The sequence below is a fragment of the Candidatus Krumholzibacteriia bacterium genome (assembly GCA_030748535.1).
Taxonomy (GTDB): domain Bacteria; phylum Krumholzibacteriota; class Krumholzibacteriia; order JACNKJ01; family JACNKJ01; genus JASMLU01.
This window is the reverse complement of record JASMLU010000015.1, coordinates 1-21975: the sequence shown is the minus strand read 5'-3', so window position 1 is coordinate 21975 and position 21975 is coordinate 1. Positions and strand designations below refer to the sequence as shown.

Here is a 21975-nt window from a genome sequence, read left to right as displayed (position 1 = left end):
GTAGTATTCGGCAACTTGGCGGCGACCGGTCGCCTCCCATTATAGACATTCAAACAGGAGTTCTTGAACGATGATCGAAGTGCAAAGTGTGTCCAAGCGCTTCGGGCAGACCCTGGCTCTCGACAAGGTATCCATGAAGGTCGAACGGGGAGAGATCCTCGGATTTCTCGGACCCAATGGTGCCGGCAAGAGCACGGCCATGAAAATCATCACGAGCTATCTCGCTGCCGATGAAGGGCGAGTGCTGGTTGATGGCGTGGATGTGTCCGAGAAGCCCCTTGAGATCCGTGCGCGGATCGGCTACATGCCCGAAAATGTACCTCTTTACCCGGACATGCGGGTTCATGAGTACCTGCGTTTTGCTGGCGAGGCTCGGGGCCTGAAGGGCGGGGCATTGAGTGCCCGGGCGAGCTGGGTTGTGGAGGCCTGCCATCTGGAACCGGTTTACAAGAAACCCATTCTGGAACTGTCCAAAGGCTACAAGCAGCGAACCGGTCTTGCGCAGGCCCTGATTCATGATCCGGAGATTCTGATTCTGGATGAACCGACCAGCGGCCTGGACCCTCTTCAGATCATCGGCATTCGCGAGCTGATCCAGAGCCTGGGAAAAACGAAGACCATCCTTTTCAGCACACACATCCTTCAGGAAGTTGCTCCGGTGACCGACCGGGTGGTGATCGTCAATCAGGGACGCATCGTGGCGGACGGCCGTATCGGCGACCTGCAAAGGGAGGCCATGAAGAGCAACCGGATCTTCATCGCATTCGAGCAGGTGCCCGGCGATCTGGTGACAGGTCTGGAAGCGCAGGAGGGTATCGAGAGAGTGAGCGCTCTGGATTCCAATCGTTTTGAAGTGCGCGGGTCTTTCGATACAGACCTGCCCGGGCTTTTGTCGAAGATTGCCCGCAAGGAAAACTGGGAGCTTCGTGAGTTGAACGAGAGTCCCTATTCCCTGGAGGACACTTTTATCGAATTGACTCGGGACGACGGGGAGGTGAGAGCATGAAGAACATCGGAGTGATTTTCAAAAGGGAGATGGCGGCCTACTTCAACAGCCCCATCGCCTACATTTTCATCATCGTCTTTCTCGTGCTGAATGCGGGTCTTTACATGACCTCTTTCTTCCTGCAGGGACAGGCGGACATGCGCGGGATCTTCTCGAACCTGCCGCTCTTTCTCATCTTCTTCATTCCGGCTCTCACCATGAGGCTCTGGGCGGAAGATCGACGCTCGGGCACCTTTGAGTTGCTGATGACCTTGCCCATGAAGGCAGCAGAAGTCATGGGCGGCAAATACCTGGCAGCTCTGGCCTTCTACCTGATTGCCCTCATCGGTACGCTACCGATTCCCATCATGCTTGCCATGCTCGGGAATCCAGACGGCGGTGCGATTCTGGCGGGCTACTTCGGTGCCCTTCTTCTTGGTGCGCTTTATCTGGCCGTTGGCATCTTCGTTTCCGGCCTGGTGCGTGACCAGATCACCGCCTTCATCCTGGGCATGATTCTCTGCTTCGCACTTTTCTTTGTCGGGATCGGCCCCGTGGCCGCCACGATTGACGGCTGGATCGGCGGCCTGGGCAGCTTCCTGCAGAGAGCCTTCGGCTTGATGCCGCATTACGAATCCCTGCAAAGGGGCGTGATCACGCTGGGAGACCTGTCCTACTTCCTGTCGCTCTCGGCCGTCTTTCTTGCGATGAACGCCTACTGGCTGGAAGGGAGGAAGCACGGATGATCAAGAAAACAAGCTTCCGGCTGGGTTTTGTGATTTCTGCCATTCTCTTCCTGGGAATCTCCGTCTTTCTGACGGCGGCTCTCGATGAGCTTCGGGGAGCGAGAGTGGATCTCACCGAAGACCAGCTCTTCACACTTTCCCCATCGGCAAAGTCGATTCTGGGAACCCTGAAAGTTCCGGTGCAGGTGAAGTACTATGTCACCGCCGGCGACAAGATGCCGACGGAACTGAAGTATCTCGAAAGAGATGTTCGCGACAAGTTGCGCGACTACTCGGCGGCCTCGGGCGGCATGGTCCAGTTCTCGGTTCACGATCCTTCCGGAGACGAGAAACAGGAGCAGGCCCTGATAGCTCGCGGCGTTCGTCCCTTTCAGGTTCGCACCGTGGATCGCGACGAGATCGGCCTGAAGATGATCTGGTCTGCGATCAGCATCGCCTATAAGGACAAGCCGGAAGAAGTTCTTCCCCAGGTTCTTCCGCAGAGCCTGATGACCTTCGAATATGAACTTCTCTCCCGCGTGCATCGCATGACTCGCGAGAAGGAACCTCTGGTGGCGGTCTTCGCCCAGAAGCCGACCCTGGACCCGGAGATGATGAGCGCCTATATGCAGATGGGCATGGAGATCCCCGAGCTTCCGGACACTTGGGAGCCGGTGATCGAGATGCTTCGGGAGGAACACTTCGATGTCCATCGCATTGAGCTCAGTGCTGACAGCCCTGTTCCCGAAGATGCGGATGCCTTGTTGGTGCTTTCGCCGCGGAACCTGAACGAGCGGCAGTCCTGGGAAATTGCCAATGCTCTTTCTCGCGGAGTGAACACTCTGCTGGCCATCCAGAACCATGAGTATGACTACCAGCCGGGACAGCGTGGCGGTTTCCGGATCGGGGCTCGCGAGACACACTCTGGTTTGGACGCCCTGCTCGGCAGCTTCGGCGTGCAGGTGGACCGTCGTCAGCTTTTCGACCTGGAGCAGGAGACCCTGAACATTCCCCGCACGGCCAACCTGGGCGGCATGCGCTTTCAGACCTCGGAGCCGGTGCGCGCACCCATGCAGATCTCGGTTCGTGGCGAGCAGATGAATCGCGATCTTTCGATTACGAATCGCATTGAGCAGTTGTTCTATCTTTGGGGAACGGATGTTTCCCTTGATGGAGTGAAGCTGGAGGCACTGGACATTGAATCCAGTACGCTCTTTACGAGCAGCGGAAAAGCTTGGCGTAAGGACTTCAGTGCCGAACCCCTGACACAGTTTGACATCGATCCGGCCGGCAAGCATTTCGAAAGCGAGTTGCCCCTGGCCTGGCTTCTCGAAGGGAACTTTCCTTCACCCGAAGGCAGTGTCCCCGCCTGGCCCGGACTTGCAGATTCCCTGCAGAGCGGCCCCGGAGTCAACTCACCGGAAGCGTCGGCGAAGCTCATGGTCACCGGTTGTGCAAAGATGTTCGAGCAGCCCTTTGTGGGCGCGGGGCAGAATGTCATGTTGCTGTTGAACTCGGTGGATGCCCTGGCTCTTGGCGGGGAACTGATCGGCATTCGTTCCCGCCTGATCACCCAGCGGAGCATCCGTTCGACTGAAGCGGGGGAGAAGCTGTTCTATCGTATCTTCTCGGTCCTGCTGGTTCCCGTGCTGATCGCTGTTTACGGAATCGTGCGAATGGTGCTGCGTCGCAAGGAAAGCGCCCTGCACGAAGAGTCCCTGTCAGCGGGGAGGCTGTAATGAAATCAAAAAAGTGGATCATTCTGGTGGCTCTGGTTTTCGCCCTGGGCCTTGTGAGAATTCTTCAGCAGAGGAGCTACGAGAGCTCCCTGCAAACCGCTTCCATGGAAATGCTTGCCGCCGGTTTGAGCCTGGACGAGTCATCCCGACTGGAGATTATCGGGCCGGAGTCCACGGAGCTGGTTCTGGCGCGCAAGGACGCTGACTGGTTTGTGGAGAGCAGCTACGGGCACCCCGTGCAGGCGGGCAAGCTGGAGTCGATCTTCAGCGAGCTTCTGTCGCTACAGGGCGAGTTCCGCTCCTCAAGCGAGGAAGTGCTTACGGATTATCAGTTGAAGGACGAAGAGGCGCTTCACCTGAAAGTCTTTGCTCGCGATGGAGGCGAGGCGTTGCATCTGTTGATTGGAAGTTCCTTGCCCGGTGGCAGCGGTTTCTTCCTGCGTCGCGCTGGAGAGATTAATGTCTACGCAAGCCACGGTCGTCTTCTCGGTCAACTCGGTCTTTGGGGAGACAAGCGGGAGCCGGAGGAACGAGGTTTTCTGGACCTGAGTGTTCTCTCCCTGGATGCTGGATCCATCGAGGGAGTTCTTCTTGTGGACGGCGACAGCGAATTGCGTTTGAGCAAGGAATACTCGCCCCCGAAAGAGGGTGAAGTACTCGACCTGGACGCCTTTACCTGGAAGCTGGGCTCTGCGGAAGCGGATCGCGGCAAGGTGGAGTCCCTGACCAGCATGCTTGCCGGGCTTCGGGCCAGCGGTGTTTTGGATCCTGCCGCAGATCACGGTTTTTCCCGGCGCGTGGAGGTGTCCCTGCCCGGCGGCGATACTCAGGTCATTCTCTTTGGAAAGGCTCTCGAATCCGGTGAAGGCACTCCGGTGAAGCTGGAAGATAAGGATGCGGTTTTTCGCGTCTATGCGGGCATGGAGGATCGCTTGTTCAAGGGTCGAGAGGAGTTCTTGAAGTAGCACCCTGTCGACTTGCCGCAGAGTAGACTCGCAAGGGCAATTTCTGTGATTGCACCTTTTTATTTGCGGACTGTACCTGGGTGCAGTCCGTCTTTGTTTCCCTGGACATTGCCAAAAACAGGGGTATGTTTTTTGTAAGTATTGCAGAAAATACCCCCCTGTTTTCTGCGTGTATTGCAGAAAATGGACCCCTCTGAGCAGTTCATTGCGCAGCATCTCCACATCCTGGAACCCGCGAACATGTCATCGCAGATGACCTATTGGTTGAGGGAGGGAAGAAGCAATAACGCGGAGGTGGATTTTCTAGTGCAGGTCGGCGGGGACATCGTGCCGGTGGAGGTCAAGGCCGGGAAAAGCGGGACCCTGAAGTCGCTCCACGAATTCGTGAGGGCCAGGGACCCCGAAAGGGCAATTCGTTTTGACATGAATTTGCCTTCCCGACAAGCAATCGAGCTTGCGCCGGGAAATGGATCAAGCTCGGAATCGGTGAGTTTCGAGTTACTGTCTCTTCCGCTTTATCTTGTGGAACAGTTGGGAAGATTGCTCCAGTAAACCCATACGCAGGTTTCCTGTACAGATTCGAAAGGCGGCCAGTGAATAGTCTTGCGGTGGGCGATTTACCCTTCCAGCCCGATCCTCTCGCCCAGCCTGGACGCTTCTCCACGCGCCCAGTCGCCCAGTTTCTGAAGAGCATCACTGTTGCTTTCAGAAGCGTCGAATACCAGTTTCCCGGATGACACGCATTGAGCGACGCCGCCCTCTTCATCGAGGGTGATGAAGTCGGCGTCTGCTCCGGCCTGAAGCCTGCCAATGTTTCTGCCAAAGAGATCCGACGCGATTCTGGCATTGCCCTCTCCGAGCAAGCGCGCGCCTTCGGCCGAAGCCAGAGAGGCTTCCTTCAGCATTCCCGAGCCAAAGCCGTCGCTTCCCAGGCCCAGGAGAACCCCGTCATCAGAGAGTGAAGAAACATCGGCTCGACCCAAGCCGTTGAACTCGTTGGATTGCGGACAGTGAATCAGACGGCAGTCCGCTTCCCGGATTCTCTCGGCATCTCCTTCGGCCAGATGAATCCCGTGAGCCAGCAATGTTCCGGGTCTCAGGATTCCCAACTTGTCGAGCCGGTCGATCACGCTGTCGAAGCCGCGTTCCCTTGCATCGACAAGATCCCACTCCGATTCGGCGCAGTGAATATGAAAAGGCGCATCGCTTGCCTCCGCGCAGCTGCGAAGACTCTCATCGGAAAGGGTGAAGGAAGCATGCAGGCCAAAGATCGCACGAAGGGATTCATGTCCCGAGTAAGTCTCGATGGCGCGAAGGTTTTCCTGAACAGAAGCGTGAAAGACATCTTCCCCGTCGCGGTCACTGCTTTCGAAAGCCAATACCAGCTTCAGTCCCATTCTCTCTGCCTCTTCGGCTAGAATATCCAGACTTCCCTCGACATGGGAGGGGCTGCTGTGGTGATCCACGATTGTGGTCGTCCCGTGACGCAGGGCTTCAAAGAGGCCCATTCTTGCACTGGCCCGAATCGACTCCTCGTCCAGCGCGCGATCCAGTTTCCACCAGACCTGTTTGAGAATCTCGCGAAAGTCCTCCGGGCGAGGGCTGGGCCAGGCCAGAAACCCGGCCAGAGCGCTGTAGAGATGCGTATGCGCATTGATCATTCCGGGAAGCAGGGGCCGACCTTCCAGCGACACGCTCTTATCGGCATCCGGGGGGAACTCATGACCCATGGACTCGATACGGGAACCGGCAGTCAGAATCCAGAGGGGCTCGCCGCGGCCGCATCTGCCATCAAGATAGAGCGTTTTCTTCATGTCCAGCTTTCTTTAGAAGTTCAAGCAGGTCTTCGGCCCGAACGGGAATCTTGTTCACCGGCTCGCCGATTGCGTCGCTGATCGCATTGGCAATCGCTGCGGCCGTGGGAATAATGGTGGGTTCGCCCAGGCTCTTCGCCCCGAAGGGACCTTCAGGGTGCGGGTCTTCAATGAGCAGGCTTTGAATATCGGGAATGTCCACGGCCAGGGGAAGAGGGTAGGAAGAAAGGTTGCGACTGAGAATCTCTCCTTCATTCCGATGGAAGTGCTCGGTGAGTGCAAAGCCAATTCCCTGAGCGACTCCACCCTCCACTTGAGCCTCCGCCCCCGCCCGATTGATCACCCGCCCGAGATCGTGAGCCGCCCAGACACCGAGTACCTTCACCTGCCCGCTCAAGGTGTCTACGGCAACACGGCAGCAATGTGTCGCAAAGGAATAGGCGAAGTAGGCTTCTCCTTTTCCCTCTCCAAGATCGAAGTCCAGTTCCGGGACATGCCACCAGCCTTCCACCGAAAGCTCCAGGCCGCGCCGGTGACCTTCCCGGGACAGTTCCTCCCAGGAGATTGATTTCGAAGCAGAGGAAACTTGACCATCCTCGAAGCGAAGCTCTAGCTCATCGCAAGAGAGAAGTTCTGCGGCAAGCGGGCGCAAGCGTTCCTTCAGCCGGGCGGCCGCATCGAGAATCGCGTTTCCGCTCATCACCACATTGCGGCTGGCCACGGTCGGGCCGCTGTCGCGGACAAGTGCCGTGTCGGTGGGTGCCAGATGAAATGACTCAAGGGGCAGTCCCAGCGCTTCTGCCGCCATCTGGAGAACCACCATCCTTGCACCCTGCCCGAACTCGGTCAGCCCGGTGGCGCAGTTCAATGTGCCGTCTTCCTGAAGGTCCAGCAGCGCAGCGGCTCCATCCATGTGCCAGCCGGCCTTGCCGAGACAGTTTCCATAGATCATGGACGCAAAGCCGGTGCCGTGAAGCCACCGCCGCGAAGGGGGATCGTTTTCCTGCAGCGCCGCCGCGGCCTGCTCCAGAGTTTCCAGAGCGCCCACACTTTCACTCAGAACATGAGCCGTAGCGGTTTCATCACCTTTGCGAAGAAGATTCCTGCGGCGAAGTTCCACGGGGCTCATGCCAAGCTTTTCCGCCATAAGATCCATCATGCGCTCGTGGGCGAAGCAGACCTGCGGACTTCCAAAGCCGCGAAAGGCTCCATTCGGCACCTGGTTGGTGTACCAGGCCCGGGACTCCACATGCACATGGGGAATGCGGTAGGGCCCTGCGCCCTGCATCGCCGCACGGTAGATGACCGGCGGGGAAAGCGTTGCATAGGCTCCGGACTCGGCGTCCTGGAAGATTTCAAAGGCCGTCAATTGGCCATCGCGCGTGGCTCCCAGTCGCGCATGAATGCGAAAAGGATGGCGCTTGCTGGAAGTGAGTATGTCCTCTTCGCGATCCAGCAGCAGGCGAACGGGTCGCCCGGTAGCCTGAGCCAGAAGCGCCGTCCGCGCACAGAGTTCATTGGGAACATCTTCCTTGCCCCCGAAGGCGCCGCCGGTAGGAGTCTGAACGACCCGCACCTTTTCAAGCGGCAGGGCGGAACTTCGCGCCACCGCTTTCTGAACATAGAAAGGACACTGCAGGGAGCCGGTAACCAGAAGGCCGTCTTCTTCGGGATATACAAGACAGGCCAGAGTTTCCAGGTAGTAGTGCTCCTGAAGGCCGGTCTCGAAGACCTCCTCGATCACTTCGTCAGCATCGGCAAAACCGCGCGCCACGCTTCCCTTGCGAACCCGGGAGTGGCAGGCAATGGGCCCGCTCTCGTGAACCGGATGCTCCGGCGAAGCCATCGCAGAGTCCAGGTCAAAGACTCCGGGCAATTCTTCCAACTGGAATCGCACAAGCCCGGCGGCCTTTCTTGCAATCTCTTCACTTTCCGCAGCGACAATGGCCATACACTCGCCACGAAATCGTACCTTCTCTTCGGCGAAGAGAGCTTGGTCGTCAATAATCACGCCCACGCGATTCTCTCCGGGCACATCTTCGGCGCCAAGAACACAGACCACGCCTTCAAGCTCGCGTGCCTGGCGGTAGTCCATCGACAGGATCCGGGCATGGGAAAGGGGACTGTTCACCTGACAAGCGTAGAGAATCCCCTCCGGTCGAAGGTCGCCGAGAAAACGGGTATCCCCCCGCAATTTTGCGATGGCGTCTTCCCGGATCGGGCTCGCACCGAGATTCCTGCTTTTTTCTGTCATGAAAGGAGCTTACACTCCGCGCTGTGGATTGCAACTGAAACCCCCCCGTCGGTTTCCCGTAAGCTGGCAATGGAGGTCTTGTGAAGAAAGTCAAACTGATAACGCTCCTTCTGCTCCTTCCTCTTGCGGGCTTTGCAGGTTCCCTGATTCAAAAAGCCGCAGAGAAGAATGTGGAGGTGGAAGGAGAGGAGCTTCACTATCGAAAGACCGTCGAAGTGGAAACCGTGCTTCCGGGGGAGTTTAATTTCGATGCCTACACCGGAACCCTGGTTCTCAAGGCCCACGATCTTCCCAGTGCAATCTTCACGATCGAGTACTACGAGTACGAAGAAGACGATGTGACTCTTCGTATCGACGAAAAGGGAGGGCTATTTCTTGAAAGCAGGGGAAACCACTCCAGCGCTTTCGGCTCCCTGCACGCACTGCTCCCCCGCTCTGTCAGCATGGAGCTTACCATCGGGGCCGGCGATATCGAGGTTCTGGGTTTTGAAGGCGGCAATTCCATTCGTCTGACATCCGGAGTCGGCGACATCCGGATCCAAAAGGTCAAGGGCTACCGGGATCTTCGCGCGGAAATCGGAATGGGAGACACTCGCCTGGGTCCCGCGAGCGACATCGAATACATTCTCATCCAAAGCGGCATGGGTTCCATCAAGCTGAAGAATGTTCAGGCCATCGACACCGAGTTGCAAAGCGGCATGGGCTCCATTCGACTGATTGACTGCAAGCTTGAATCAGTCCAGTGCGAGACCGGCATGGGCTCCATCCGGCTCATGAACACGGAATACGAAGACGGGGATTTCGACACCGGCATGGGAAGTGTGAAGGGTCTGTAATTCGTGCTATGCTCCGCCCATGATCAAACTCACTGAGTTTCTGCAAGACTCCCGCAGAATCGGCATCCTGGGAAGTGGCGGAAAGAGCCAACTGATGCGCTTTCTGGCGCGTCACTACCACGAGCAGGGTGAGCGAGTTCTTCTGACGACCAGCACCAAAGTCTATCCCTTTTCCGGAATCACAACGGTTCTTTCTCTCGAAGAACTCCCCGAACTTCTCAGGCGCGAAGGGTCTGCCTTTTTCGGACAGCAGATCAGGGAGGGCAAGATTGAGGGTGGAGTTTGTGATTTCGTAGAACTCGCTGACCTTGCCGAGCGGATCCTGCTTGAAGGCGATGGAGCGCGTCGCTGTCCCCTGAAGGTACATCTTCCCCATGACCCCGTTCTGCCCGAAGATTGCGATACCGCCATCATCCTTCTCGGAGCTTCTGCCCTGGGCCATCCTCCGGGCCCCGACACTCTTCACCGTTTTGAAAAGGCCCCCGATGGCTTTCCTGAAGACGGGAAAGTCATCCTGGCTTCGGATGCCGCTCGACTGGCACTCGAGTCCTATCTGCCAAAGGCCGGCCCTGTTCCCGCAGCCTTTCTGGTGAACCAGAGCGACATCGCAGCAGAGGAGGCCCGAAGTCTGGCCGCGGAACTGAAGCGTCGCTGGCCGGGTCCCGTGTTTTGCGGTTCCCTGAAACAGGAGACGATGGATTACCACCCCGCAGAGACCCGCGTCTCCCTTCTTCTTCTCGCCGCAGGAAGTTCTCGCCGCTACGGGAAGAACAAACTCGCGGAAAAGAGCGGCGGCAAGACCCTGTTGGAGCGAAGTGCGGCTCTTTGGAAATACGAAAAACTCGAAGAGCGGATTCTGGTTCAAGCTCCCGGTAATCGCATGGCACTTCCGGGCTATCGAACGCTTAGCTGCGAACATCCGGAGAGAGGAATGAGTGAGTCCCTGAAAAGCGGCCTAAGGATTCTCAGCCGGGCTTCGGACGGACTTCTCCTTGCTCTCGGAGATATGCCACTATTGGAGCCGGATACCCGCAAAGCCATACTTGGGGAAATCGCCCGGCATCCCCATCGCCCCCTGCGTCCCGTTTTTCGTGGCAGCCCCGGCCATCCGGTCTATCTGCCCCGCTCAAGTTTTGGGAAACTGGAGAGCCTGGAGGGTGACGAAGGCGCACGCAGCCTGATGGATTCCCTGAATCCTTTTCTCTTGGAAGTCGAAGACGAGGGAGTCATATTGGATGTCGATGTTCCGGGCGACCGGGACAAACTTGAAAGACGGTTTCAGAATGAGGGGGAAGACGGTGCAGTTTAGTGACTATCCGATTCTTGTGCGGGGTGCTGGCGAGCATGCCAGCAGTGTGGCCTGGCATCTTTCCCGCTCCGGTTTTCCCGTGGCGATGACCGAGCGACATGAGCCTTTGGTCGTTCGCCGCCTTGTGGCCTTTGCTGCTGCAGCGAGAAAGGGTGAGTGCGAGGTGGAAGGAGTTCGTGCCCGTCTCTGTGGCGAGCGACTGCATCCCTACGAGCATGGCGAGCGCGGGGATGCGCCCAGCCCGAAGCCAGACGCCTCTACGGCCTCAATGGTGAAAGAGGCCTGGGGCAAGGGAGAGATTGCCCTGGTAATCGACGACGGGGTCGAACTGCTGGACCATCTTCCCTTTCATGCAATCCTGGATGCGAGAATGTGCAAGGAGTCAGACGACACGATTTACGGAAAGGCGACACTGACTCTTGCCCTCGGTCCCGGCTTCCGGGCCGGGGAGGATGTGGATCTCGTGATCGAAACCGAGCGAGGCCACGACCTCGGACGCATCATCGACAAGGGCCAGGCCCGACACGACACAGGAGTCCCCGGAGACATTCTCGGCTTCAGCAAGGAAAGGGTGCACCATGCGCCCTGCACGGGGCGATTCTGGGCACGTGTCATAATCGGCGACCTGGTTCACAAGGGCGACATGCTCGGTTTCTTCGAAGGGGATTGTGAGAAACCCTGTACGGTAGTAACGAAGATCCCGGGCAGGGTTCGTGGACTGATTGCCGACGGCGAAGTGATTCCCGAGGGCACGAAGGTGGCCGATGTGGATCCCCGCGGCGAAGACATTGATCCCGCCACCCTTTCTGACAAGGGCCGGACGATCGCGTCCGGGGTTCTCACTGCCATCCTCTCTTCTCTCCCATGAACTCACGTATTCTTGAAAGACTTGCCGAAGAGTTGAGAGAGGGCCGTTCCGCCATTCTGGTTTCCGTTGTCGAATGGCGTGGCTCGGTTCCCCGGAAAGACAAACCTTGCATGCTCTTTATGCAGGAAGGCGATCGCATGGGAAGCGTCGGCGGCGGCTGTGTCGACGGGAGTGCCTATGAACTGGCCCGCCGCGCATGGGAATCAGGGGTTCCTTTACGGGAAACTCTTCGGCTCGACGCAGAAGCCGGCAGTGAGGCAGGCCTGCTATGCGGTGGCGAACTGGAATTTGAAGGCGAGAGATTTATGCCGGAACAGCTCCCTCGAGTAGAGCAGTGGCTTGCAGAGCCGGCAGAACAGGCCGCCAAGCTTCTCATCTTTGGTGGCGGTCATGTAGGCAAGAGTCTTGCCGAGTTTGCCTGGAAAATCGGTTTTGAGATCCGGGTGCTGGATGATCGCAAGGAGTACTCCAATCCCGAGCGCTTCCCCTATGCAAAGTCCTGCCTGGTGGGAAAACCGGAAGCCGCCGAGCAGTGGCCTTCTCCCGGGCCCGAAGATTCCGTGGTCATTGCCACACGCGGCCATCGTTACGACGAGAAGGCTCTGGATTGGGCCTGTCGAACGAAGGCGGGCTACATCGGCATGCTGAGCAGTGGACGCAAACGCGATCTGATTGTGAAGAGTTTGAAGGAAAAAGGCGCCCCGGTGGAAAGCCTGAAAGGTCGCTTTCATGCACCTGTCGGACTCATGATCGGGGCCATGAGCTCCGATGAAATCGCCCTTGCGATTGCAGCCCAGCTCATGGAAGAGCGTTCCCGGCGCACAGGCGCAGAAAAAACCCCCGGCTAGTCTCGCCGGGGGTCCTCTACGCTTTAGGCCGCAGAGCCTAGTACAGAGACTTGATCAGGGAGAAGCTGGAGTTGGCCGTTGCCACTCCACACTCGCCCACCCCGTCCGCGAAAGGATTGAGCTTGAAGGCACTATAGGTGTAGGTGTACATCCCTTTCGGACCGGCGAAGCAGTCACCAACGGCCAGACCGGATTCGTCGAACCAGTAGTCGTCGAACTGGAGTTGAGTGCCATCATCAGCCGTGGCAAGCCACTCCCCGTAGCTCAGCAATTCATCAACGGTGAAGTCATTGCCAATGGAGATCACGCAGGCCTCAAAGGCTTCGTGGTCTGCGGCAAGGCCAGCCGCTGAAATGGCGAAGGGGTCCACCGGGGCGTTGCCGACCGTGTCGAGCTGCGTCAGGTTCTTGATTTCTGTCAGACCGTAATAGTCATCGTACTCGCCCGTGAGGTTGACCACATCGCCAATCACATTGCTGTGATTGCCGGTACCCGTGTAAACCCAGCAGGCGCCATAGGGGCCGTTTGCATTTTCCGTGATGGAAAAACCACTGCTGCGGACCGCGGTCACAACCGCGCCTTCAACGACGACGATGTCGCCCTCGGCGTACATGTCCATGTTCAGGTCATAGATCACGCCCGCGCTTGCAGCGACGGCCAGAACCATGGCAAGAGATGCGAAAACCAGTTTCTTCATTTTTGCTGTCCTCCAGGTGTCAATTAGAAAGCACCCGACCGGCATGCCAAAGATCGGTTGTCGGGTGACTATGTGCGATAGTATCACAAGGCAAGGGGAAATTCAAGCGGGGCAGCAGGATTCAGGGTGATTCGCCCTAAATCACGCTGCGACATGGCGAAAGCCGGCTAGCTCCGCCAGAAGGAGGGCCGGAAAAGAACGAGAACCGTGAAGATTTCCAGCCTTCCCAGAAGCATGCAGAGAATCAGCACCCATTTCCCGGGAACAGGAATCCAGCCATAGGTCTGCGTCGAGCCGACTCCGGCAAGACCGGGGCCGATATTGGCGATCGTGGCGACCACCGAAGAGACGGCCGTTGTGAGGTCGGGGATGAAGAAACTCATCAGGAAGGAGCAGATCACAAAGAGACCGACAAAGAGAACGAAGAAGCCCACGATGTTAGCGACCATCGGCTCTTCAATGGTACTGCGACGCACCTTGAGTGGGGCGATCAGCCGCGGCCGCACGACCTTTTTCACTTCCCGCCAGGCCGCCTTGAAGGTGACCATCACGCGGATCATCTTCATGCCGCCACCGGTAGAACCGGCACATCCTCCCCAGAACATCAGGATGACAAAGAGAATGCCGATGGCCCGTGGCCAGACATCGAAATCGGCGGTTCCATAGCCGGTGGTGGTGAGAATTGCCAGCACCTGAAAGCTGGCCGCCCGGAAAGCATCTCCGAAAGCCTCCACCTTTCCGCCTTCAGCAGCAACATGGGCGGAGTGGTATGCGGGGCTTCCCGGATCCGGGCGATAGTGTTGGAAGGTATCGCCGGCTTCCGGCAGACCGCCAAGGAAGAGAAGCAAGGTCACAAAGAGAACCGCAAGCACGACCGTGCCCAGGTAGAAGTGAAACTCCCGGTTCTCCCGCAGGCTTCGCCAGTCGCGACGGAAAATCATTCGATAGTGGAGCAGGAAGTTCACTCCGGCCAGGAACATGAAGACGATAACCACCCACTCGATGTAGGCACTGCCATAGGCCCCGATCGAGGCATTGCGAGTGGAAAAGCCGCCGGTGGCCATGGTCCCGAAACTGTGGCAGAGGGAATCGAAGAGGCTCATTCCACCGGCCGCCAGCAGGATGGTCTCCAGTACCGTCAGCAGAAGATAGACGCCCCAGAGAATGCCCGCCGTCGCTGCCAGTCGTGGGCGGAGTCGGTCGGCACTGGGTCCGGGAACCTCGCCCCGGAACATCTGGTAGCCCGCCACCCCCATGGCGGGAAAGATGGCCAGCACCAGCGTGATGATACCCATGCCGCCGAGCCAGTGCGTCAGGCTTCGCCAGAAAAGCAGCCCACGGGGGAGGGCTTCCACATCAGAGAGGATCGTGGCGCCCGTCGTACTGAAGCCGCTCATGGTTTCGAAATAGGCATCGGTGAAAGCGGGAAGGAAGGCCTGTCCACTCCGCAGGAAGAGATCCAGGAAGGGCAGGCTCCCAAGAAGAGTCAGCACGATCCAGCCCAGTCCCACCACGGCAAAACCTTCCTTCACCCCTTGCTCGTGACGGCCGGAACGGAAGCCGACTTGCAGGAGGGTGCCGAGAACCAGGCTGAGACCGATGGTAAAAAGGAAGGAAGTGCTTTCCGAAGAGGAAAACCACCCGGACGCATGGTGATCCCAGAGCGAGATACCGAGTGGAATCAGCAGGACGCCGGAGAGCATCTGCAGAAGACGCCCCAGCGAGTAGAAGACAGCCCGGTATCTCACTTCTTCCCCTTGAAGAGCCTTCGAATCTGGTTCAGGGTCTTCGGCTGGGTGATGACGATCAGTTCGTCCCCTGCCTCCACATGGGAGTCGCCCCGGGGAATCAGGATCTTGTCCTCCCGGATAATTGCCCCCGCGATGGCCTGTCTCTTGAAGGGGTTCCAGACCTTGTGCAGGGGAGCCGAGGTGATTTTGCTTCCTTCTTCTGCCAGGATTTCCAGGCTTTCGAGATCCATGTCCCGAAGCTGCAGTTCCATGGAAAAGCGTCCCCGGTGAATGAGATCCATGATTTCCTGGGAAACCATACGCCGGGGGCTGATGACATGATCCACCCCGATTTCCCGAAAGAGTCGGTTGCTGCGAGGCTCCAGGGAAATGGCGGAAACCTGCCGGGCACCTTCGGAGCGGGCCAGAAGCGCGCTCATGACATTCTGCGTGGTCCTCTCGCTCGCCCCGACAAAGAGGTCACAACCCGAGAGGTTGGCTTCCCGCAGAAAATCCCGATCCGAGGGATCTCCATGAAGCACCTCTACGAGATCCAGCTCCTCGGCGGCCAGCAAGCCATGTTCGTAGTCGGGGTCCAGAAGCGTGACGCTGTCGATCCACTCTCTCAGGGCCGCGCAAAGCTGGACGGCCGTCAGGCTGTCTCCGGCGACAAAAGCTCTCCGGGGAACCCGGTCTTCAAGATCCAGGAGGCGAAGGTACTCGGGCAGGGCATCGTGTCGAAAAAGCGTGGTGACATCGTCGCCGTCCTGCAGGATGTCGTCTCCCGCCGGGATCCAGGTCTTCCCGTCCCGCTTGATAGCCACTGCGAGGAACTGCCGGTTCTCGGCCATTTCGAGAACCTCGATCAGGTTCTTGCCGGCCACGGGCATGTTATCTCGAATGATATGACGGCTGATGACGATGTCCCCGTCATGGTAGGCAAAGACTTCCACGGCATCGGGAACCCGGGCGATCTGGTCGATCACGCGAACCAGCACCCTCTCCGGGTTGATCACCCGGGTTACGCCGAGGTTTTCCAGTTTGATGGGGGAGCGGGAGGAGGTCAGTTCATGGTTGCGGATGCGGGCGATCCGCTGTTCGACGCCCATCTGCTCGGCAAGACCGCAGGCCAGAATGTTCACTTCATCATGGCTGGTTACCGCCAGAAGCATGCTGGCCTGGCGAATCCCCGCCTGTTCCAGGGCTCGCGGACTGCTTCCATTGCCCTCCACGACGAGAACATCCAGCTTCTCGCTGATGGAAGCGGCCCGGGCGCCGTCTTCTTCCACCAGGGAAACGTCATGTCCCTGGCTCTGAAGCTGAACGGCCAACTCAAAGCCCACAGTTCCTGCGCCCACAATTACGATTTGCATGACCCCTCCTCGGGGGAAGTCTAGAAAGCCCCGCAAGGGATGTAAACAGAGATCTCGTCCGGCCCTTGCTTCAGCGGGCAAGAAGGTCTAGTGTAATGAGCCTCGGGGCAAGCCCGAAAATGAGGAAGAGGTAAATATGTTCAGAATCGGATTTCTGCTCCTGATCGCATTTTTGGCGGTATCATGCGGTTCGGAGAGCAAACTGGATCAGCAGTTGGAGGCTTCCGCCATGAGTGATGCATCGAAGGCGATTCCCCGGATTCTGGAGGGTCTGGACCCTTCGCTGGAAGTGACGAGTCTTCCTTCCGGCTTGCAGTATGTCGAGATTCGTGCGGGAAAAGGGACAACACCCCGATCCGGGCAGACTTGCTCCGTTCATTACACGGGCTGGCTTCTGGATGGAACCAAGTTCGATTCCTCGCTCGACCGGGGGCAGGTATTCGAGTTTCCCCTGGGGCAGGGGCGCGTGATTCGCGGTTGGGATGAGGCGGTGGCCCTGATGAATGTCGGCGACAAGTGGAGAATCTCCCTTCCGCCGGAACTGGCCTATGGAGATCGTGGCGTGGGCCCGATTCCTCCGGCTTCGACCCTGATCTTCGATGTGGAACTCAAGGGATTTCGGTAGACGGGGAGGCGGGATGCAGGACGCGGTTCGCAAAATCCTGAAAGCCATCGGAGAAGATCCTGCCCGGGAGGGGCTTTCCGCCACTCCCGAGCGGGTGGAATCCAGTTGGAAGGCACTGACCCGGGGCTATCAGGAAGACCCCGCGGAGCTACTCCGCGATGCAGTCTTCAGCGAGGATTACGATGAGATGATCGTTGTCCGTGACATCGACTTCTACAGCCTTTGCGAACACCACCTGCTTCCTTTCTATGGAAAGGCGCATGTGGCCTACCTGCCCAAGGGCAGAATTCTGGGGCTCAGCAAGATCCCCCGGCTGGTCGATCTCTTCGCCCGCCGTCTTCAGGTGCAGGAGAGACTTACCCAGCAGATTGCCTCTACTCTGGAGGAACACCTTCGGCCCATGGGGGTCGCTGTGGTGATCGAGGGCTTCCATCTCTGCACGGCCATGCGGGGAGTCCAGAAGCAGAATGCCTGGATGACGACCTCTGCCATGCGGGGAGTCTTCCGAAGCAGATCGCGCACGAGAGAGGAGTTCTTGCAACTCATCCGGGGAATCTCCACCTAAGGAGACCCGGGAGTCCGAAACTTCGGGAAAATACGCTTTTTCGTAGCGTCTTTTTCCTGCCTTTATTACCTTTCCTGACCATATCCGGCGGCTGCGCAGCCTTCACGGAGAAGGAGCGCAAAACCCAAGTCATTCGCGAAAGCGAAGCGAGGGAGGCGAGGCCCCAGGGCCATGTCCAATACAAAGACCATCCATCAGGATGAAGTAGTGATTCGTTTTGCCGGCGACTCCGGCGACGGAATGCAGATTACGGGAAGCCAGTTTACGAGTACTTCCGCCAAGGTCGGAAACGACCTTGCGACCTTCCCCGATTTTCCCGCAGAGATTCGGGCGCCAGCAGGGACCCGCGCCGGAGTATCCGGCTTCCAGATTCACTTCAGCTCTTCGGAGATCCACACGCCGGGCGACCGTCCGGATGTTCTGGTTGCCCTGAACCCGGCAGCCCTGATTGTCAACTACAAGGACCTCAAGCCCGGAGGCATCATCGTGGCGAATATGGGGAGCTTTCAGGAGACGGACTTCAAGAAGGCCCGCCTTGAACGCAACCCTCTCGATGACGGAACTTTGGCCGGATATCGCGTGATCAAGCTGGATGTAAATGCCCGCGTACAGGAAGCGCTGGCCGACATGAACCTTCCCCGCAAGCACGCGCTTCGCTGCAAGAACTTCTATATTCTGGGGCTCATGTACTGGCTTTACAGTCGCCCCATGGACTCCACACTGCAGTGGCTGGAAGAGAAGTTTGCCAAGAAGTCGGAACTGATTGAGGCAAACCAGTGTGCCCTTCGTGCCGGATTCAACCTGGGAAGCACGATGGAGATTTTCCAGGGCCGCTACGAGGTTCCTGCCTACAAGAATGCGCCCAAGGGATTCTACCGGAACATCATGGGCAATCAGGCACTGAGCCTTGGGCTGGTGGCGGGGGCCAAGCTCGCCGGACTCCGCCCCCTGCTGGCTTCCTATCCGATCACTCCGGCTTCGGAAATCCTCCACGAGTTGTCCCGATTGAAGCGACACGGGGTTCTGAGCTTGCAAATGGAAGACGAGATCGCCGCGATTACTGCGGCCATCGGTGCTTCCTTTGCGGGAAGCCTGGCCTTTACGACGACTTCCGGGCCGGGCATGGCCCTGAAGACCGAGGCTCTGGGTCTTGCCGTGATTGCCGAACTGCCGCTGGTGATTGTGAATGTCCAGCGCGCAGGTCCTTCCACGGGGATGCCCACCAAGGTGGAGCAGGCCGATCTCAACCAGGCCATCTTCGGACGCAACGGCGAGGCGCCGATCCCGGTGCTCGCGGCCTCTCATCCTGGTGATGCCTTTGACTGCGCCGTGGAAGCCTGTCGCATTGCCGTGGAATACATGACGCCGGTGATCCTGCTCAGCGACAACTACATTGCCAATGGATCGGAGCCCTGGAAGCTGCCGAAAGTCGAAGACCTTCAGCCCTTCCCGGTGGAGCGTCCCCATGACCCGGAGAGCTATCAGCCCTACGCCAAGAACGAAAAGGGTGCGCGTCCCTGGGCGGTTCCGGGAACTCCGGGCCTGGAGCATCGCATTGGTGGCCTCGAAAAGGGCGAACCTTTCGGCAATGTGAGCACGGATCCGGAAGTCCATGAGCAAATGACGATTCGCCGTGAGGAAAAGGTGATGGGTGTCAGCGCGAGCTATCCTCCGTCGGAAGTCGTGGGTCGCAAGGATGCAGAACTGCTTCTGGTGAGCTGGGGTTCCACCTTTGGAGCCATCCGAAGCCTGGTTGATCGTGCAGAAGAGAATGGTCGCAAGATTGCCCACCTGCATCTTCGCCACCTTTGGCCGCTTCCCACCGATCTGGAGAGCATCTTTGCCTCTTACGACAGGATCCTGATTCCGGAACTGAACCGTGGACAGCTCTCCCGCCTTCTGCAGGGGGAGTTTCCGAAATACCAATTCCGCTCCCTGAGCAAAATGCAGGGCAAGCCCTTTACCAATGACGAGATTGCCGAAGAAGTGGACCGCTTGATGGAGAGTGATCATGAGTGAAACCTGCCTGAGCGGGGCGGACTTCAAGTCCAGCCAGGAAGTTCGCTGGTGCCCTGGTTGCGGGGACTACGCAGTTCTCAATTCACTGCAGTCGGTGATGGCGGATCTGGGCATTCCCCGTGAAAACTTTGCCGTGGTGTCGGGCATCGGCTGTTCGAGCCGTTTCCCCTACTACATGAACACCTACGGTTTTCATTCCATTCACGGTCGTGCGCCGGCCGTGGCCACAGGTGTGAAAGTGGCGAATCCGGATCTCTCGGTCTGGGTGGTCACCGGTGATGGCGACGGGCTTGCAATCGGCGGAAACCACATGATCCACACCCTGCGCCGCAACCTGGATGTGAAGATCCTGCTCTTCAACAACCAGATCTACGGTCTGACCAAGGGACAGTACTCGCCAACCAGCCCCGTGGGAACCAAGGCCAAGTCCACGCCCTATGGTTCGATTGATCGTCCCTTCAACCCGATCAGTCTCGCACTCGGCTCTCGTGCGACCTTTGTTGCCAGGACCATGGACACACAGCCCAAGCACATGAAGGCTGTCTTGCGCGCCGCCGCAGAGCACAAGGGATCCGCCTTTGTGGAGATCTGGCAAAACTGTGTGATCTTCAACGATGGCGCCTGGAGAGAGTGGACGGACAAGAAGGTGCGCGACGAGAGTGTCGTGAACCTGGTGCCCGGCGAGCGGATGGTCTTCGGGGCTCAAGAATCCAGGGGCATTGCGCTCGATTGCGGGGACCCGAAGGTGGTGCTGGCCGATAAGGCATCCGTCTGGGATCCCTCTACCCCGACTCCGGGGGTGGCAACGGTGCTGGCCGAGGTGGACCTCATGCCTGACCTGCCTCGTGCCGTGGGGATCTTCCGCAAGGTGGACATGCCGCTTTACGACCGCGGCCTTCACGAGCAGATTCGCCTTGCCCAGCAGGACAAGGGCGAAGGAAGCATGGAAGAACTTCTCTACACGCCCGACACCTGGGAAGTGGACTGACCCCTTCGCGTTGCCTTGACACGAAATACGAAAGCCCGAACCCCTTGATAGGGTTCGGGCTTTTGCTTTTCCATAGTAAGCTCAGCAGGGCTTTTGGGGATAGGGAACCGGTCGGTCAGCTCTTTTGTCTCTCGGTGGAGATGTGAGCCGATCTCTGCTATACTCAATACAAGAATTCCTGAGGCACCGTCGAGGGGGTGCCCGATGGGCACGAAGAAGAAGACGAGTACCGGGCCGTTACAATGCGAGACCAGGCGCAGGGCTACATGCTTCCTGCTTCTGCTTTCGGCCATGACCTTGGTGACGACCGAGGCAGTTGCGGTGCGCGATCCGGCCCCGCTGGACATGTACGACATGGCGCAGATACTGGACACCTCGTCCCTTGACCCACACTTGCTTTGGGAGGAATTGTCCCCGGAGGGCGTCCTCATCCGCGGCCTGGATTACTTCGCCGGAGGATGGGCGGGCATCCACCGACAGGACTGGGAGGCGTGGATTGCGTCCGGCTACCAAGGCAACCCTCCCTCTCCCGATCCCTATCCCTGGACGGTGCAGGGACTGCTCTATGTTCCCCCGGGCTACGACTGGAGCGCAGGCTACGGGCTGGTCGCGCAGACCTCTTCGTCGAACAATGACCTTGGAGAGGGTTTCTGGACCGAATACGGCGTGGAGACGACACTCGCGCTCGGTGCACCGGTTCTCCTGATCGACACACCTCCCCAGGATGTGATCGGCCACTACGGCTGGGGCGACGACGAAGGTCGTGCTCGTGCGCTAGTCGGCCGGGGCGGCGAGGTAGGCCAGCGCCTCCCCGTCCATGATCACGTCCAGACGGCCTGGCCGGAGATCGACCAGACCGGCGGCCAGGACAGCCGGGAAACTCGTCCTCCACACCGATGGACTCAGCTCTCCGGTCCCCCGGTCCCGAATCCGGGAAATGATGCTAGAGGGACATCTGCCCGAACTGGCGACGGATCTGGTTGAAGAAGTCAAAAAGCGCGGCGGCACAGACGATATCACCGTGCTGATTGCCTACTGGGACTAGCTTCCCCTGTCTCCTGATTCTGGAGACCCCACCTTATCTTTGGAGATTCCGAAAGCCCCAAGCCTGAAGAAATAAAGGGCAAGCTGTTGATTTGCAGCGGTTTGCAAGCCTTCCCGGTTTTGGCATTTCTCTTGCCATTCCTCCCCTGAACCTGAATCTCAATCAATGGAGGAAAGCCATGAAGACGATGAGAAAGAGCCCGTTGCAGACTGTGCGGTTGAATTTCCCGCCTGCTTCCAGAGCTCTCTCGTCGGAGGCGCCGATCCGAAGCCTCTTCTTCGCCAAGCAGGGCTGCAGTGCGGATAGCATCGCGGCAGCTGCCGCTGACGCGGTGGTCCTGGACCTCGAGGACAGCGTGCCGACTGCCGGGCGTTCCGCGGCCCGAGCCTGGGTCGCCGGGGTGCTAGAGGAGGGGCTGGGCGCCCGCTGCCGCGTCTTCGTGCGGATAAACGGCCCGGACGATCCAGAGGCCATGGAGGCCGACCTTGAGGCCTGTGTTCGGCCCGGCCTGCATGGGCTCGTGCTGCCCATGCTGCAGTCGGCCTCTGACGTGCAACTCATGGAGTGCGCTGTGGAGCGGCGGGAGACCA

At 58.6% G+C, this 21975-nt stretch carries 20 protein-coding genes; 15 read left to right on the top strand and 5 right to left on the bottom strand.

Going from position 1 to position 21975, the window contains the following annotated elements:
- Positions 1-70 precede the first annotated feature (70 nt).
- The 5 genes from QGH30_08970 (at position 71) to QGH30_08950 (ending at position 4966) form a co-directional block, all read left to right on the top strand.
- Positions 71-1006: an ATP-binding cassette domain-containing protein gene (locus tag QGH30_08970; protein MDP7022471.1), complete on the top strand. Its 936-nt coding sequence runs from the start codon at positions 71-73 to the stop codon at positions 1004-1006.
- On the top strand, positions 1003-1731 hold the full coding sequence (locus QGH30_08965; GenBank protein ID MDP7022470.1) for an ABC transporter permease: 729 nt from the start codon (positions 1003-1005) through the stop codon (positions 1729-1731). Before QGH30_08970 ends, QGH30_08965 begins: the two co-directional genes overlap by 4 nt.
- Complete coding sequence (locus QGH30_08960) at positions 1728-3449, top strand: GldG family protein (protein ID MDP7022469.1); 1722 nt, start codon at positions 1728-1730, stop codon at positions 3447-3449. The genes QGH30_08965 and QGH30_08960 overlap by 4 nt, the downstream gene beginning before the upstream one ends.
- A complete protein-coding gene (locus tag QGH30_08955) occupies positions 3449-4414 on the top strand; it encodes a DUF4340 domain-containing protein (GenBank protein MDP7022468.1) in 966 nt (321 codons plus the stop codon). The genes QGH30_08960 and QGH30_08955 overlap by 1 nt, the downstream gene beginning before the upstream one ends.
- Before the next feature lie 183 nt (positions 4415-4597).
- Positions 4598-4966, top strand: a complete 369-nt coding sequence (locus tag QGH30_08950; protein ID MDP7022467.1) for a DUF4143 domain-containing protein — start codon at positions 4598-4600, stop codon at positions 4964-4966.
- Positions 4967-5031: 65 nt separating this feature from the next.
- Here QGH30_08950 and QGH30_08945 read toward each other — a convergent pair whose 3' ends face one another.
- Together QGH30_08945 and QGH30_08940 are read right to left on the bottom strand one after the other, a co-directional pair.
- Entirely contained in the window at positions 5032-6228 is a 1197-nt protein-coding gene (locus tag QGH30_08945) for an amidohydrolase family protein (GenBank protein ID MDP7022466.1), read from the bottom strand.
- Entirely contained in the window at positions 6206-8482 is a 2277-nt protein-coding gene (locus QGH30_08940) for a xanthine dehydrogenase family protein molybdopterin-binding subunit (protein MDP7022465.1), read from the bottom strand. Before QGH30_08940 ends, QGH30_08945 begins: the two co-directional genes overlap by 23 nt.
- An 80-nt stretch (positions 8483-8562) precedes the next feature.
- Here QGH30_08940 and QGH30_08935 point away from each other — a divergent pair, with 80 nt between their 5' ends.
- From QGH30_08935 to QGH30_08920, 4 genes are read left to right on the top strand one after another with little or no spacing between them, the layout of a single operon-like run.
- Positions 8563-9318 (top strand): DUF4097 family beta strand repeat-containing protein, encoded by a 756-nt coding sequence (locus QGH30_08935; protein MDP7022464.1) that lies wholly within the window; start codon positions 8563-8565, stop codon positions 9316-9318.
- A gap of 19 nt (positions 9319-9337) precedes the next feature.
- A complete protein-coding gene (yqeC, locus tag QGH30_08930; GenBank protein MDP7022463.1) occupies positions 9338-10627 on the top strand; it encodes a selenium cofactor biosynthesis protein YqeC in 1290 nt (429 codons plus the stop codon).
- Positions 10617-11495, top strand: coding sequence for an NADP-binding protein (locus QGH30_08925; GenBank protein MDP7022462.1), 879 nt, complete (start codon positions 10617-10619; stop codon positions 11493-11495). The genes yqeC and QGH30_08925 overlap by 11 nt, the downstream gene beginning before the upstream one ends.
- The gene (locus QGH30_08920; GenBank protein ID MDP7022461.1) at positions 11492-12343 is read left to right on the top strand and encodes an XdhC/CoxI family protein; all 852 of its coding nucleotides are present in this window, start codon (positions 11492-11494) and stop codon (positions 12341-12343) included. The genes QGH30_08925 and QGH30_08920 overlap by 4 nt, the downstream gene beginning before the upstream one ends.
- Positions 12344-12380: 37 nt before the next feature.
- Here QGH30_08920 and QGH30_08915 read toward each other — a convergent pair whose 3' ends face one another.
- The 3 genes from QGH30_08915 to trkA all read right to left on the bottom strand — a co-directional run bounded on the left by QGH30_08915 (position 12381) and on the right by trkA (position 16143).
- Complete coding sequence (locus tag QGH30_08915; protein ID MDP7022460.1) at positions 12381-13040, bottom strand: hypothetical protein; 660 nt, start codon at positions 13038-13040, stop codon at positions 12381-12383.
- A gap of 167 nt (positions 13041-13207) precedes the next feature.
- A complete protein-coding gene (locus tag QGH30_08910; GenBank protein MDP7022459.1) occupies positions 13208-14788 on the bottom strand; it encodes a TrkH family potassium uptake protein in 1581 nt (526 codons plus the stop codon).
- Positions 14785-16143 carry a Trk system potassium transporter TrkA gene (gene trkA / locus QGH30_08905; GenBank protein MDP7022458.1) on the bottom strand — a complete coding sequence of 453 codons (1359 nt, stop codon included), beginning with the start codon at positions 16141-16143 and terminating at the stop codon, positions 14785-14787. Before trkA ends, QGH30_08910 begins: the two co-directional genes overlap by 4 nt.
- A gap of 136 nt (positions 16144-16279) precedes the next feature.
- Here trkA and QGH30_08900 point away from each other — a divergent pair, with 136 nt between their 5' ends.
- The 6 genes from QGH30_08900 to QGH30_08875 form a co-directional block, all read left to right on the top strand.
- Positions 16280-16768 carry an FKBP-type peptidyl-prolyl cis-trans isomerase gene (locus QGH30_08900; GenBank protein MDP7022457.1) on the top strand — a complete coding sequence of 163 codons (489 nt, stop codon included), beginning with the start codon at positions 16280-16282 and terminating at the stop codon, positions 16766-16768.
- Positions 16743-17333 (top strand): GTP cyclohydrolase I FolE, encoded by a 591-nt coding sequence (folE, locus tag QGH30_08895; protein ID MDP7022456.1) that lies wholly within the window; start codon positions 16743-16745, stop codon positions 17331-17333. The genes QGH30_08900 and folE overlap by 26 nt, the downstream gene beginning before the upstream one ends.
- A 171-nt stretch (positions 17334-17504) precedes the next feature.
- Positions 17505-19352: a 2-oxoacid:acceptor oxidoreductase subunit alpha gene (locus tag QGH30_08890; GenBank protein MDP7022455.1), complete on the top strand. Its 1848-nt coding sequence runs from the start codon at positions 17505-17507 to the stop codon at positions 19350-19352.
- Positions 19345-20340 carry a 2-oxoacid:ferredoxin oxidoreductase subunit beta gene (locus QGH30_08885; GenBank protein ID MDP7022454.1) on the top strand — a complete coding sequence of 332 codons (996 nt, stop codon included), beginning with the start codon at positions 19345-19347 and terminating at the stop codon, positions 20338-20340. Before QGH30_08890 ends, QGH30_08885 begins: the two co-directional genes overlap by 8 nt.
- A gap of 204 nt (positions 20341-20544) precedes the next feature.
- Positions 20545-21324 carry a hypothetical protein gene (locus tag QGH30_08880; protein ID MDP7022453.1) on the top strand — a complete coding sequence of 260 codons (780 nt, stop codon included), beginning with the start codon at positions 20545-20547 and terminating at the stop codon, positions 21322-21324.
- A 239-nt stretch (positions 21325-21563) separates the two neighbouring features.
- The coding region (locus QGH30_08875) for an aldolase/citrate lyase family protein (protein ID MDP7022452.1) at positions 21564-21975 on the top strand (412 nt) is incomplete at its 3' end.